This window comes from Stagnihabitans lacustris, assembly GCF_025950525.1.
GTDB lineage: Bacteria > Pseudomonadota > Alphaproteobacteria > Rhodobacterales > Rhodobacteraceae > Stagnihabitans.
Genome location: NZ_JAPDGS010000005.1, coordinates 52,654 through 66,155 on the forward strand (window position 1 = coordinate 52,654; position 13,502 = coordinate 66,155).

Genomic DNA, 13,502 nt, shown 5'->3' on the forward strand with positions numbered 1-13,502 from the left:
GCCTCAGCCCCAATGCATGACGCAAATCAGGGTGAAAAGCCGGCGCGCGGTGGCGGTATCGACGACCGCCTTGCCCTCCAGCCGCTCTTGCAGCACCCGGGCGCCCTCGTTGTGGATGCCGCGGCGCGCCATGTCGATGGCCTCGATCTGGCTGGGGGGCAGGCGCTTGACCGCCTCGAAATAGCTTTCGCAAATCTGGAAATAGTCCTTCACGACCTGACGGAAAGGCCCCATCGACAGGTGGAATTCGGCCACCTGCGCGCCGTCTTCGGTGGCCACGCCGAACACCAGCCGCCCCTCGCGGACGGCAAGCGCCAGCCGGTAAGGCCCGGGAAACTCTGCCGCACGCGGGATCGAAAAGGCGTTGTCCTCCAGCAGGTCAAAGACCGCAACCTTGCGCTCCTGGTCCACTTCGGGCGAGGGGGCGGCAAGTCCCCGGTCGTCGATGTCGATGGCGATAAGGCGGCTCATGACGCGGTTTCCTTCACTTCCCAAGCGGCATAGGTCAAGCCGCTTGCATCGTGTTTCCAGTCCAGTCTTCCGTTGGCCGTGCGACCATGGCAAACGGCTGCCGCTGCCGAAGGGCTGTCGAATTTGTAGTCCTTGGCAAAGGTCGCTGAGGCCCCAGCGGGTTGCAAGACACCATCCGACACCCGTTTCTCGCGCAGCGCCTCATAGGCGCCGGGCGCCGCCGTCTTTGCCTCCCAACTGCCCCGGGCCTGACTTCCGTGCAGCACAACAAACGCCCCTTCCAGCAACCGGGCATGCGCCTCGATGCCGTGCTTTCGGTTGACCAGGGTCAAGGCCGGGGCCGCTGCCGATTGCTGCGGCGGAAGGGCGGCGGCCTTGTCGGTCAGAACATCGACGCCCAGGGCCGGAAGCACGACGTCCAGGGTATCAAGGAATTCCATCATGCTTGCGACAGCTGCCTCGGACAGTTTGGTCGTCGTGCCGCCCGTGCCGTTTTCCAAAACCACGGCCTTGGCCGTTCTGGCTTTTTCGATCAGCAAACTCTCCAGAAAGGTGACGTGAGCCCGGTGAAAATCATTGGCCACGGTCGTGATCAAAATGGCGGTCTCCCACCAATCCTTTGCCGCGACATGATCCCCGATCCGTTTTGCCAACGTCTCGGCTTGCCCAATATAAGCCGTGCGGATCTGGTCTTTGTGCCCCAACAAGATATACAGCCCGACATGTTGCGCTTCCGCCCTTTGCAAGGCCGCAACGATCTGCGTTCTTGGGGCCTTCAACACATGGCCGGTCCAGCCGAACATGCGCGCCGTCACAATCTGATCCGGCTTGCCGTTGACAAAGAACAGCTCCAGCGACTTACCGAAGCCCATCATCGCCCCCGTTCAACCGGTCCAGCCTTGCCCGCACCGACAGCCCATGGGCCTGCAGGCTTTCGGAAATCGCCAGCCTTTCGGCGTTGGGCCCGATGGCCGCCAGCGCGCCGGGCGTCATCTTGGCCAAGGTTGTGCGTTTAAGGAAATCCATCACCGAAAGCCCCGAAGAGAACCGCGCAGACCGTGCCGTGGGCAGCACATGGTTCGGCCCGCCGATGTAATCACCGATCGCCTCGGGCGTATAGGCCCCCAGAAAGATCGCGCCCGCATGGGTGATCTGCGCCGACAAGGCCTCCGGGTCGGCCACGCACAGCTCCAGATGTTCGGGCGCCACGCGGTTGGACAGGGCCGCGGCCTCGGCCAAATCGCGCACCACGATGACCGCGCCGTTCTGCGCCCAAGAGGCCCCCGCAATGGCGCGCCGCTCCAGCGTCTCCAGCCTTTTGGCCACGGCCGCGGCCACCGCGCGACCAAAAGCGGCATCGGTCGTCACAAGGATCGACTGCGCGCTTTCGTCATGTTCGGCCTGGGACAACAGGTCCAAGGCGATCCAGTCCGGGTCGTTGTCGGCGTCCGCAATCACCAGGATTTCCGACGGCCCCGCGATCATGTCGATGCCCACGCGGCCAAAGACCCGCCGCTTGGCCGCCGCCACATAGGCATTGCCCGGCCCGGTGATCTTGTCGACAGGGGCGATGCTTTCGGTGCCATAGGCCAGGGCCGCAATCGCCTGAGCGCCGCCGATCCGGTAGATCTCGTCCACCCCGGCGATCTGGGCGGCCAACAAAACCAGCGGGTTCACCACGCCGCCGGGCGTCGGACACACCACCGCCAACCGTTTGACGCCTGCCACCTTGGCCGGAATGGCGTTCATCAAGACCGAGGAGGGATAGCTTGCCTGCCCCCCCGGCACGTAAAGCCCGGCAGCCGTTACCGGCGTCCAGCGCCAGCCCAAGGTGGCGCCGATCTCGTCGGTCCACAGCGCATCTTCGGGCATCTGACGCGCGTGATAGGCGCGGATGCGGTCGGCCGCCATCTCCAGCGCCGCGCGGTCCTCATGGCTGACCTTGGCCACTTCTGCCGCGATTTCGGCCTTGGAGAACGTCAGCGCCCCCAACTCCAACCGGTCAAAGCGCGCTGTCAATTCGCGCAAGGCCTTGTCGCCGCGCGCCCGGACATCGGCGATGATGACCGCGACCGCCTGGTCGACATCCTCGGCCTCTTCGCGCTTCATGCCCAAAAGAGCCGTAAACTTGGCGTCGAAATCTGCGTCAAAGGTCGAAAGGAACATGGGCATGGGGCAAACCTCCGCTTTGTGCCTGCATAACGCTGCACCTGCGGCATCGCAAGCCGGGGGGCCAGCCCCCCAACCCCCCCGGGATATTTATGAAAAGATGAAAGACGACAGGCGCGCGCGGTTTCATCTGTTCCTAAATACCCCCGCCGGAGGCTCTTTGAGCGCAAGGGCTTCAGCCCGCCAAGCGAGGCAAAGGCTTGCGCCGCAGGCGCGCTATTGGGTCAGGGGCTCTGCGCCGCCGAAATGCGAGAAGCGATAGGGGGAAAGCCCGTATTTCTTGCGGAACGACTTGGAGAAATGCGAGGCCGAGGCGAAACCGCAGGCCACGGCGACCTCTGTCACCTTCATGTCGGTTTCCGACAAAAGCGCGCGCCCCCGCGCCAGACGCAGGTCGTTCATATAGCGCACCGGGGTCACGTTCAGGTGGGTGGCAAACAGCCGTTCGATCTGGCGGCGCGACAGGTTCAGATGGGCGGCGCAGGCGTCCAGGTCAAAGGGCTCTTCGATGCGGGCCTCAAGGAAGGCCGCTGCTTGCAACAGCTTTTCATGCCTTGTGCCCAGACGCGCGGCCAGTGAGGTCGTCTGTTGATCGGCCTCGTCCCGGCGCTGGGTCAGAAGGCACATGTTCATGACACCTTGCGCCAGTTCCGCGCCATAACGGTCGGCGATGATCTTCAGCATCAGGTCGGCGGCGGCCACCCCGCCTGCGCAAGACATCACCCGGTCGTCGATGCAAAACACCTGACGCGCCGGGGGAAGGTCGGGGTGCAGCTCGGCAAAGGCCGGGATATTGTCCCAATGCAGCGTGAAGCGCCGCCCCTTCAGGATGCCCGCCGTGGCCAAAGCATAGGCCCCGGTGCAAAGCCCGCCCACAATCCGCCCCCGCCGCCAGAGGCCACGCAGCCAATCCCCCAAGGCGCCCGTGGCCTTGCCCTCGGGCTCCACCCCCGAGATCACCAGCACCAGCCCCTCGGGTTGCGCCTCTACCCAAGGCCCGTCCACCATGATCGGCACGCCGTTCGAACAGGCGACGGGCGCGCCATCATCGGACAGGACCTGCCAGCGAAACAGCATCTGCCCGGTCAGCTGATTGGCCATCCGCAAAGGCTCGATCGCCGAGGAAAAGGCCAGCATGGTGAACTTGGGCAGCAGCACAAAGCTGACCATCAGCGCCCGGCCCTGGGCCTGCAGCGTCACATGGGCCGCCCCTTTGGAGACGAATTTCGCGGTGTCATTCATGATGGCAGATTACCACAGTCCCGGGTGACTGCCACCTGCCCAAAGGGGCAGATGCGTCATTTTCCGGTGACTGCGTCGTTTTTGGGCGGGTATCTCAGTCCCGCTTGCCCGCAAAGCGCGTTTGCCAGTCGGTGCGCTCCTCATCCGTGATCTTGCGGAAGAGGTTCTCGGGCACCGTGAAGCCATGACCCGCAGGCAGGACCCGCATCGCATGGGCCATATCCTCGGGCCAGGACCAGTCGTCGCAATTCAGCGCGGTCATCATGGTTTGCGCCGCGTCCGGGATGAAAGGCGCCGACAGGACCGCATAAAGCCGGATCAGGTTGAACGAGAGCCGGATCATCGCCTGCGCCCGCTCGGGGTCGGTTTTGACGACCGTCCAGGGGGCGGCGGATTGCAGATATTCGTTGCCCGCAACCCAGATGGCGCGGAGTTCAGCGGCGGCCTTGCGGACCTCCATCTGGGCCATCAGCGCCTCGTAATCCCGCACGCGCGCGCCGAGGTCTGCGATCAGCGCGGTTTCCTGCGGGCCAAAGGCGCCGCCCGCCGGGATATCATCGCCGAATTTCGACTTGGCAAATTTGGTCACGCGAGAGACGAGGTTGCCCAGCACATCGGCCAAGTCCTTGTTCACGCTCGCCTGGAAATTCTCCCAGGTGAATTCGGCGTCAGAGGTCTCCGGCGCGTGCGAAAGCAACCACCAGCGCCAGTAATCCGCCGGCAGGATCGACAAAGCCTGATCCATGAAGACCCCCCGCCCCCGCGAGGTCGAGAATTGGCCGCCGTCATAGTTCAGATAGTTGAAGCTTTTCAGGTAGTCGACCAGCTTCCAGGGCTCGCCTGACCCAAGGATCGTGGCCGGGAAGGACAGGGTATGGAAGGGGACGTTGTCCTTGCCCATGAACTGGTAATAGGTCACGTCGCTTGCGCCCTTGTCAGTCCGCCACCAACGCTCCCAGGCGGTATCGTCCAGCCCGTTCGCATCGGCCCATTCGGCGGTGCCGGCGATATATTCGATGGGCGCGTCGAACCAGACGTAAAAGACCTTGCCTTCCATCCCCGGCCAGGGCTGATCGCCCTTCTTGACCGGGATGCCCCAATGCAGGTCACGCGTGATGCCGCGGTCTTGCAGCCCGTCGCCGTCGTTCAGCCACTTTTTCGCAATCGAGGTCGTCAGGATCGGCCAGTCGGTCTTGCTATCAATCCAGGCCTCCAGCTTGTCCTTCAAGGCGCGCTGCATCAGATACAGGTGCTTGGTTTCCCGCAGCTCCAGGTTGGTCGAGCCCGAAACGGTCGAGCGCGGGTTGATCAGGTCGGTCGGGTCCAGCTGCTTGGTGCAATTGTCGCATTGGTCGCCGCGCGCCGAGTCAAAGCCGCAATTCGGGCAGGTGCCCTCGATATAGCGGTCGGGCAGGAAGCGGTTGTCATCGACCGAAAAGATCATCTTTTCCGTGACTTCGCGGATCAGGCCCTGATCGGCCAGACGGCCCGCGAAGGCCTGCGTCAGCTTGTGATTGCGCTGTGAGGAGCTGCGGCCGAAGTGGTCAAACGACAGCCGAAAGCCGCGGGCGATCTCGGCCTGGACCTCATGCATTTCGGCGCAATATTCGGCCACGGGCTTGCCCGCCTTGGCCGCCGCAAGCTCGGCCGGGGTGCCGTGTTCGTCGGTGGCACAGATGAACATGACCTCGTGCCCACGCGCCCGGTTATAGCGGGCGAACAGGTCGGCCGGCAGCTGGCTGCCCACCAGATTGCCCAGATGCTTGATCCCGTTGATATAGGGAATGGCGGAAGTGATCAGAACCCGAGCCATGATGCGCCTCTTTCGATGGATGGTTTCCCATAGCGCAACGCTTTGCCCCGCGCCAGACGCTTGCACCAAGACCTGCGCGGGCGTAGCCTTTGGGGATGCAACCCGGGGGATGTCATGGCCAGCGCCAAGGAAGACAGCCTGCTTCTGGACGTCAGCGATCTGGCCTCGGGCCTGTCGCAGCTGATCAAACTGTGCAAACCTCTGGTCGCCGCGAAAGGCGCCTCGATTGATGCGGCCAAGCTGCGGTCGGTGGGGATGAAGTCGCGCAAGCTGATTGCGGGCAGCCTGGACCTGGTCGAACTTTATGACGACGGGGTCAATGACAAGACCAAGGCGCGGGCGCTTTGGGCGCAGGGCGCGATGGAGGAGCTGATCGTGCTGGATGACGCGCTGGCGGCGGGCCTGCGCGCCGCCCGGTTCGACCCGCTGCGCGAGCCGGCCCGGGTGGTCAAGGCGCTGAAGGCGGCCAATACGGCGGCGGGCCGCCCCTCTTGGGCAAAGCCCAAGGTGGCGGCCCTGGCCAAGGCCCTGCCGCAGGGCGGCGACCTGGAAGCCGAGACGCTGTATTGCGGGATAGACGCCCGCAATATTGCCTCTTTTCCGCTGTTGATCGTGGTCTTCTCGCTGCACAAATGGATGAAGACCGAACTGACCCGCCTGCCGAACCTTTAGGCCTATTGCGCGGTATAACCGCCATCGACCAGGTGATAACTGCCCGAAATGAACGAGGCCTGATCCGACAAAAGGAACAGCGTCAGCGCCGAAACCTCGGATGGCAGGCCAAGGCGGCCGATGGGATGGGCCGCGACCAGACCCGCCTTGGCCTCCGGGGGCAGGGCCTGCAGCAAGGGCGTCTCGATGAAGGCGGGGCCGACGGCGTTCACCCGGATGCCCTTGGCCGAATATTCTATGGCGGCCACCTTGGTCAGACCCAAAAGCGCATGTTTGGCCGCCGTATAGGCGCAGGCCCCGGCAAACCCGACCGACCCCAGGATCGAGGCCATGTTGACGATGGCGCCGCCCTTGGTCATCGCCGGAATGGCAAAGCGCATCCCGTAAAAGACGCCGTTCAGGTTGACGTCGATCACCTTGCGCCAGCCGTCCAGCGGATAGTCCCCGACCGAGGCGAGGGGGCCGCCGATCCCCGCATTGTTCACCAGAAGGTCCAGCCTGCCGCCCCAGGCGACCGTATCGGCCACCAGCTTTTCGACCGTGTCCGCATCGCTGACATCGCCGCCCATGGCCTTGCCGCCGCACTCTGCAGCCACCGCCTCTGCGCGGGCCAGGTCCATGTCCTGCACCACGACCTTCGCGCCCGAAGCCGCCAGGTCGCGCGCAATCGCCGCTCCGATGCCCGATCCCGCCCCTGTCACGATTGCCACTTTACCGTCGAATCTCAGGTCCATTCTGGCCTCCTTGGGTTACGGGTCAGTCTTGGACCCTTTTGCAGGCCTTCGCCTTGATCTAGGGCAAGTTTTCCAGGGTTAGCCGCCCCTCATACCCGCTCACCCGCCATTGTGCCACCGGCGCCATCCGCGCCCGCAGCCGGCGCAGCGCCCAGGCCTCGCGCCGTTCATAGAGCGTCGACCCCGAGGGCGTGGCGGTGAACTGCCAGCGGCTTTCGACGCCTTGCGCCCCACCCTCGCCCGGGGTCATCAGGATGCCCAGGGGGGCGATGCGGTCGGCGTGGGCCGCGGCCTCGGCCCCCGCCTCGGCCGCCAGATGCAGGCGGCGAACCGGGGTCAGGCCGGGCGGCGCCAGGATCTCGCCGATCACCAGCGGCACCGCGCCGGAGCGCAAGCTCTCCTCCATCGTCCAAAGGATATCCTCGGGGCGGCGCGCGCGGGCAAAGATCACCCGGCCGGGATCGGCCAGTTCGGCCAGGCCGCCGGGATAAAGCCGTTCGGGCTGCCAGCCGGGCAGGACCCAGACCACCGGCCCCCGGGAGTGATGCATCAAGATCGCCCCCAAAGTCACCCGGGCCTGTCCGCAGAATTCATGCAACCGCCCGCGCGCCAAGGACAGGGGACCGATCAATTGCTGATCGGGCCAGCCCCTGCGGCTGTCAGGCAGATGAAGAATCGGTGAAACCATGCGGCCAGTGTAAATGTTCTGCAAATGTTCTCAAGCCCCGGTGCTTCCCTTTGGCCCGCGAACCCCCTAGCCTGCGGCAAAATTCAGGAGCGCAGTATGAAGCTGGTCGATTTGGGTCGGACGGGGATGAAGGTCTCCGAGATTTGCTTGGGCACGATGACCTGGGGGTCGCAGAACTCTGAGGCCGAGGGCCATGCGCAGATGGATTGCGCGCTGGGGCAGGGCGTGAACTTCTGGGACACGGCCGAGATGTATCCGGTGCCGCCGGATGCGAAATATGCGGGCCGCACCGAGGAAATCATCGGCACCTGGTTTGCCGCGCGCGGTGGGCGCGACAGGGTGGTTCTGGCGACGAAACTTGCGGGCGGCGGTCAGCCTGCGGTGCGGGCGGGGGCCTGGCCGGATGCGGCATCCATGCGGGCGGCGGTCGAAGGCAGCTTGCGGCGGCTGCAGACCGATTACATCGACCTGTATCAGTTGCACTGGCCCGCGCGGGCGCATTACCACTTCCGCCAGTCCTGGACCTTTGATCCGCGCAAGACCGATCCCGTGGCCGTGCGGGCGCGGATGCTGGAGCTGTTGCAAGAGGCGGGCCGTCTGGTGGCCGAAGGCAAGATCCGCGCCTTTGGCCTGTCGAACGAAAGCACTTGGGGCACGATGGAATGGCTGCGGCTGGCGGCGGAACATGGCCTGCCGCGCGTCGCCTCGGTGCAGAACGAATATTCGCTGATGTGCCGGCAGTTCGACACCGATTGGGCCGAGGTCGCGCAGATGGAGGATGTCCCGCTTCTGGCCTTTTCGCCTTTGGCCACCGGGCTTCTGTCGGGGAAATATCAGGGGGATGTGATCCCGGAAGGCACGCGGCGGGTGCTGAACCCGGCGCTTGGCGGGCGGATGGGGCCAAGGACCCTGCCCACGGTGCAGGTCTATCTGGACATTGCCGCCAAACATGGGCTGGACCCCTGCCAGATGGCGATTGCCTTCACGCTGTCGCGGCCCTTCCCCTGTATCCCGATCATCGGCGCGTCGTCGATGGATCAGCTGCGGGTGAACCTGGGGCAGGTGGTGCTTTCGCCAGAGGTCCTGCGCGACATCGAGGCCGCGCACCGCGCTCATCCGATGCCCTATTGATGCGCCGGCTCTTGGTCCTGATGCTGCTTGCGGGCTGCCAGATGCAGGCAGGCGATGCGCCCACGGGATTGCAGGGGCTCACAGACGAGGTGATCGAGGTGACGGCTTTGCCCTCCGGGGGGGCTCTGCCGGCTGCGACGGCGGCCCTGCCGACAGATGCGGCCCCTCCCGCGCCGGAAGTGGTCCTGCCGACGGAAGAGCCGGCCCCGCCGACGGAGAGGGCGGAAGAGGTCCTGCCGGTGATCTCGGCCGAGCAAGCGACCTGTCAGCGCGGCGGCGGGACTTGGGCCAAGGTCGGCGCCCTGGGACGAATCTGTGTGAAACAGACCGGGCAGGGGGCGAAATCCTGCGACCAGAAAAGCGATTGCAAGGGGGAGTGCCTTGCGCAATCAAAGACTTGCGCGCCGATTGCGCCCTTGATGGGCTGCAATGAGGTGCTGGATGGAACGGGGCGAAGGATGACGCAATGCCTGCAATGAAATGGCTTTTTCCGGCGGTTCTGGTGCTGGTTGCGGCCTGTGCGGCGCCGCCGGAGCCGGTCTCGGTGCCGGCGGTGCGCGACCTCTCGCGGCCGGTTTATTCCATCGCGGGCTTTGATCCGGCGCGCCTTTCAGGCGACTGGGAGCAGGTTGCGGGCTTTGGCCGCGCCTGCGGGCCGGGGCGGCTGCAGATGGGGGCGGAGTTGATCTATGACCTTTGCCTTCCGACTGGGCGGGCTGCGGGGGCTGCGCGCGCCACAGAGGTTCCGGGGCGGTTCGACAGCAAGGACGGCGCGCTTTGGGTGCTTTGGGCCGATGCCGATGACAGGACGCTGGTGATTGGCGGGCCGGATGGGCGGGTGGCCGCGGTCTTGAACCGGGCGGGCGGGATTTCGTCGGACCGGATGCAAGCGGCGCGCGATATCCTGGGATTCAATGGCTATGATGTCAGCCGGTTGGTCGTCTATTGAACCCCCAGACCCCGGATCAGGTCCGGGGTGGCCCCGGGCGTGTTATTAAACCGCGAGACCCCGGATCAAGTCCGGGGTGGCCCCGGGCGGATATCAAACCGCGAGACCCCGGATCAGGTCCGGGGTGGCGCGGGCTGGGTGGCTGGCCTCGCGGACCAGATGGTCGAAGTGGCGGGCGACCTCGGCCACCTTGGCGGGGTCTGAAAAGACCAGGTATTGTTGGCCCAGGTAGACCACAGCCCGGGTGGCGCCAAAGACCGTCACGGGGGCGGAAAACACCCGGTGCGCGTCAAAAAGATAAAGCCTGACAGCGGGATAGCGGGTTTCGAGCCGCTGCGCCATATGGTCCAGTTGCGCCCGGCGCAGCGCGGCGGGCAGGCCGGACCAATAGCCGGTGCCGGCCGCGAAACTGACCAGTTCATGCCGGGGAAGGGCGATTTCGAAATCGGGAAAACCGGTTTCCAGCACCTGACGCTGGGCCTCGAAGGCCTCGATCGCGGCGTCGGGCAGACGGTATTCGAACGCCAGAACCTCTGGCGTTTTCAACAGGTCGGGCAGGGTGGCGGGGACATGGCGGATCTTGGCGCCCTGCGCCTCGCGGTGCCAGGCCAGGATCGTGTCGTCAAACAGCGCGCGGGCGGCGGGGACCAGGGTCACGGCGCGCTCGGCCAGATGGTCGGGCGGATCGCGCCGGTCGGTCAGACCCAAAAGCCAGTCGCAAGACACCCCCAGCGCCGCGGCGCAATCGGCGGCGGCCTGGGCATTGGGCAAACGCTCGCCGGGGGCCAAAAGCGCAGAGATCGTCGACCGGTCCAGCCCCGTGGCGCGTGCGAGGTCAGATTGTGACCGCCCCTCAAGCGCCTGGGCAAGCCGGGCGCGGAACAGGGCGGCGCGGGTGCGTTTGTCGATCATATCCAGCATCTGGTGACTATCCGCAACATTGGTGACGAAAGCTTGCGTATTCTCGGAATTTTCATGCGGCTGCGCAAGTGCTATCCCAAGGGCACCGCGCCCCAACCGGACCCTTGCCGTGACGCATAAAGACATCGAATGGCCGACCCTGGCCCTCTTGGCCGCAACCTACCTGCTTTGGGGGCTGGGAACCTGGGCTTGGGCCTTCAGTCCGATCCTGTCGCTGATGCTGACGGGCTGGGCCATCGCGCAATTCTGTTCGCTGCAGCACGAGGCCTTGCACGGCCATCCGTTCCGCAATGCCGCCCTGAACGAGGCGCTGGTTTTCCCGGCTTTCGCGGTCTTTGTGCCCTATCGCCGCTTTGTCACGACCCATCTGCAGCACCACTACGACCCGGCGTTGACCGATCCCCATGATGACCCGGAATCCAATTTCATGGAGCCCACGACCTGGGCGAGCCTTTCAAAACCTGTGCAAATCCTGTTCCGCATCAACAACACGCTCTTGGGCCGGATGCTGATCGGGCCGGTGCTTGGCACCTTTCTGTGGGTCCGGGGCGACGTGCTTGCCATCTTGGGCGGCGATGCCAAGATCGCGCGGGACTGGGGGATGAACCTCTTGGGCCTGCTGCCGGTTCTGTGGTGGCTGCAGGGCCTCATGCCGTTTGTGGCCTATCTGGGGGCGGTCTATCTGGGCTTTGCGCTTTTGAAAATCCGCACCTATCTGGAGCATCGCGCCCACGAGGCCCACCGCGCCCGCACCGTGATCATCGAGGACCGTGGCCCGCTTGCCCTGTTGTTTTTGAACAACAATTTCCATGTGGTCCATCACATGCACCCCGCCGTGCCCTGGTACAAGATCCCGGCGCTTTATGCCGCGCGCAAGGATCATTACCAAAGGCGCAACGACCACTACATCTATCGCAGCTATCTTGAGGTCTTTCGCAGCCACCTGACCCGCGCCAAGGACCCGGTCGCCCATCCGCATTGGCCGGTAAAGCGCGACTAAAGCCGGCGGAAGGTTGGCACCGGGCCCGCGTTGTCGAAAAACGGCACGCCGGGTTGTGTGGCCCCGGCCATGATCGCCCGCACCTCGGAGAGGACGATTTCGGTGATGAAGGGCAGGTCCAGCCCTCGGACCTGCAGCCCGACCCAGGCCAGATGCGACAGCTCGTCCTGGGCTTGGGAAAAGTCGCAAGGGTCGCCCAGCACATCCCCCACCTTGGCCAGAAAGAACCGCGCGTCAAAGCGGCGCGGGCTGCCGGGCGGAGTGATCGCGCGAAAGACAAACTGCAAGGGCGCGTCCGGATGCAGGCGCAAGCCGGTCTCTTCGGTCAGTTCGCGCCGGGCGCAGGCGACAAGCGCCCCTGCCTGAGGCCCCAGCCGCGCAGCGCACTCCGTGGAAATGCCCAAGCCATCCCGGTCGTCAGGATCGACCCTCCCCCCCGGAAACACCACCTTGGAGGGCATGAAAACCGCCCCCGCCCCCCTTTGCCCCATCAAAACCGCCCCCCGCGCCGGCCAGACCAGCACCAATGCCGCGGCCGGATGGATCGGCGTGTCAGGCATCGCCATGGGCGGGATCGGTCGCCTTGGCAAAGCCATGCATCCGCTTGGCCCATTGCAGCGCGACCAGTGCGCCCTTCATCCGGGGCAGCAGGAACAGCGCCAGCGACCCGGTCAAAAGACAGAAGGTCGTGGCCATCACCAGGGGCTCGGGCCGGAATTCGACATAGAACCAATAGATGACGGGTGCCAGGATATGGCCCACGATCAGGATGGTCAGATAGGCCGGCCCGTCATCGGCGCGGTGATGCAACAGCGCCTCGCCGCAGACCGGGCAATGGTCGCGCACCTTCAGGTAGGCCTTCAGCATCGGCCCCGCCCCACAGGCCGGGCAGCGGCACATCAGCCCGCGCCGGACGGCCGGCCACAAGGGACGCTCGCCAGTTTCGGGGTCTTCGTCGATCGTCACGGAAATATCGGTCATCGCGGGTTCCTTTGCATCAAGGATAGCGCGGCAATCGTTAAGGGGAAACCCCTGCGCGCCGCGTCCGGGTGTCGCGCCCCGGGCCTGCAGCGGATTTTTGCGGGCCCCGCGACGGAAGCGGCGCGGCCCGGCGTATCTCTGGTATCGGATCGGGCAAGACGCCCGGACAGGAGATCAGAATGAAAATGACGCAGAAAACGCTTGGCCTTTCGGTGATCGCGCTTGCCGCGGCGCTTTTCGCAAGTGCCAGCCTGGCCGACAACATGGGGCCCATGGGGCCGCGCGGCGGGGCCATTGCCGAGGCCGATGCCGACAAGGACGGCAAGATCACGCAGGCCGAGTTTGACGCCTGGAAGGCCACCCTGGTCGCGGTGATCGACACCGACAAGGATGGGCTTTTGACCGCAGACGAACTGGCCGCGGCCCGTATGCTGCGCGCTCAGGACGAGGCCAAGGACATGGCTGCCCGCATGATCGCGCGCCATGACGCCAACAGCGACGGCAAGCTTTCGGCCGAAGAGCTGGCCTCGGGTCCGACGCCGGGCTTTGCGGCGCTGGATGCCAACAGTGACGGCGCGGTCGATCAGGCCGAGCTGGACGCCTTCCGCGCCGACCACGGGCCGATGGACGGCGAGGGCCGCGGCAAGGGTCATGGTGAGGGCCGCGGCAAGGGTCATGGCCGCCACCAGCACGGCGACCAGACGCCTCCTCCGGCCAACTAAGCCGCGGTG

General features: G+C 65.2%; 16 protein-coding genes. 6 read left to right on the forward strand and 10 right to left on the reverse strand.

What is annotated here, in order from left to right:
- Positions 1–3 precede the first annotated feature (3 nt).
- From NX862_RS13160 to metG, 5 genes are all read right to left on the reverse strand, one after another.
- Positions 4–471, reverse strand: coding sequence for a UPF0262 family protein (locus tag NX862_RS13160; RefSeq protein WP_264494383.1), 468 nt, complete (start codon positions 469–471; stop codon positions 4–6).
- Entirely contained in the window at positions 468–1,343 is an 876-nt protein-coding gene (locus NX862_RS13165) for a GIY-YIG nuclease family protein (protein ID WP_264494384.1), read from the reverse strand. Before NX862_RS13165 ends, NX862_RS13160 begins: the two co-directional genes overlap by 4 nt.
- Entirely contained in the window at positions 1,330–2,643 is a 1,314-nt protein-coding gene (gene hisD, locus NX862_RS13170; RefSeq protein WP_264494385.1) for a histidinol dehydrogenase, read from the reverse strand. Before hisD ends, NX862_RS13165 begins: the two co-directional genes overlap by 14 nt.
- A 213-nt stretch (positions 2,644–2,856) precedes the next feature.
- On the reverse strand, positions 2,857–3,882 hold the full coding sequence (locus NX862_RS13175; protein ID WP_264494386.1) for a GlxA family transcriptional regulator: 1,026 nt from the start codon (positions 3,880–3,882) through the stop codon (positions 2,857–2,859).
- A 94-nt stretch (positions 3,883–3,976) separates the two neighbouring features.
- The gene (gene metG / locus NX862_RS13180) at positions 3,977–5,695 is read right to left on the reverse strand and encodes a methionine--tRNA ligase (RefSeq protein WP_264494387.1); all 1,719 of its coding nucleotides are present in this window, start codon (positions 5,693–5,695) and stop codon (positions 3,977–3,979) included.
- Between the two features lie 114 nt (positions 5,696–5,809).
- Between metG and NX862_RS13185 the strand changes: the two genes are divergently transcribed.
- Positions 5,810–6,367 (forward strand): hypothetical protein, encoded by a 558-nt coding sequence (locus tag NX862_RS13185; RefSeq protein ID WP_264494388.1) that lies wholly within the window; start codon positions 5,810–5,812, stop codon positions 6,365–6,367.
- Between the two features lie 2 nt (positions 6,368–6,369).
- Here the strand turns inward: NX862_RS13185 and NX862_RS13190 are convergent, their stop codons facing one another.
- Together NX862_RS13190 and NX862_RS13195 are read right to left on the reverse strand one after the other, a co-directional pair.
- Complete coding sequence (locus NX862_RS13190) at positions 6,370–7,101, reverse strand: SDR family NAD(P)-dependent oxidoreductase (protein ID WP_264494389.1); 732 nt, start codon at positions 7,099–7,101, stop codon at positions 6,370–6,372.
- A 58-nt stretch (positions 7,102–7,159) separates the two neighbouring features.
- Positions 7,160–7,789: an ImuA family protein gene (locus NX862_RS13195; protein WP_264494390.1), complete on the reverse strand. Its 630-nt coding sequence runs from the start codon at positions 7,787–7,789 to the stop codon at positions 7,160–7,162.
- 96 nt (positions 7,790–7,885) lie between these two features.
- On the opposite strand from NX862_RS13195, the gene NX862_RS13200 reads away from it, so the two are divergent.
- The 3 genes from NX862_RS13200 to NX862_RS13210 are packed head-to-tail and all read left to right on the forward strand — an operon-like array spanning position 7,886 to position 9,869.
- Complete coding sequence (locus NX862_RS13200; RefSeq protein WP_264494391.1) at positions 7,886–8,920, forward strand: aldo/keto reductase; 1,035 nt, start codon at positions 7,886–7,888, stop codon at positions 8,918–8,920.
- Entirely contained in the window at positions 8,920–9,399 is a 480-nt protein-coding gene (locus tag NX862_RS13205) for a hypothetical protein (RefSeq protein ID WP_264494392.1), read from the forward strand. The genes NX862_RS13200 and NX862_RS13205 overlap by 1 nt, the downstream gene beginning before the upstream one ends.
- Positions 9,387–9,869: a lipocalin/fatty acid-binding family protein gene (locus tag NX862_RS13210; RefSeq protein WP_264494393.1), complete on the forward strand. Its 483-nt coding sequence runs from the start codon at positions 9,387–9,389 to the stop codon at positions 9,867–9,869. Before NX862_RS13205 ends, NX862_RS13210 begins: the two co-directional genes overlap by 13 nt.
- Before the next feature lie 93 nt (positions 9,870–9,962).
- Here the strand turns inward: NX862_RS13210 and NX862_RS13215 are convergent, their stop codons facing one another.
- Positions 9,963–10,781, reverse strand: coding sequence for a helix-turn-helix domain-containing protein (locus NX862_RS13215; RefSeq protein WP_319800882.1), 819 nt, complete (start codon positions 10,779–10,781; stop codon positions 9,963–9,965).
- 118 nt (positions 10,782–10,899) lie between these two features.
- Here NX862_RS13215 and NX862_RS13220 point away from each other — a divergent pair, with 118 nt between their 5' ends.
- Positions 10,900–11,790: a fatty acid desaturase gene (locus NX862_RS13220; RefSeq protein ID WP_264494395.1), complete on the forward strand. Its 891-nt coding sequence runs from the start codon at positions 10,900–10,902 to the stop codon at positions 11,788–11,790.
- Here the strand turns inward: NX862_RS13220 and NX862_RS13225 are convergent.
- On the reverse strand, positions 11,787–12,350 hold the full coding sequence (locus NX862_RS13225) for an NUDIX hydrolase (protein ID WP_264494561.1): 564 nt from the start codon (positions 12,348–12,350) through the stop codon (positions 11,787–11,789). The genes NX862_RS13220 and NX862_RS13225 overlap by 4 nt on opposite strands.
- Entirely contained in the window at positions 12,343–12,771 is a 429-nt protein-coding gene (locus NX862_RS13230; protein ID WP_264494396.1) for a DUF983 domain-containing protein, read from the reverse strand. The genes NX862_RS13225 and NX862_RS13230 overlap by 8 nt, the downstream gene beginning before the upstream one ends.
- 179 nt (positions 12,772–12,950) lie before the next feature.
- On the opposite strand from NX862_RS13230, the gene NX862_RS13235 reads away from it, so the two are divergent.
- Positions 12,951–13,493: an EF-hand domain-containing protein gene (locus tag NX862_RS13235; protein ID WP_264494397.1), complete on the forward strand. Its 543-nt coding sequence runs from the start codon at positions 12,951–12,953 to the stop codon at positions 13,491–13,493.
- The last annotated feature ends 9 nt before the right edge of the window (positions 13,494–13,502 follow it).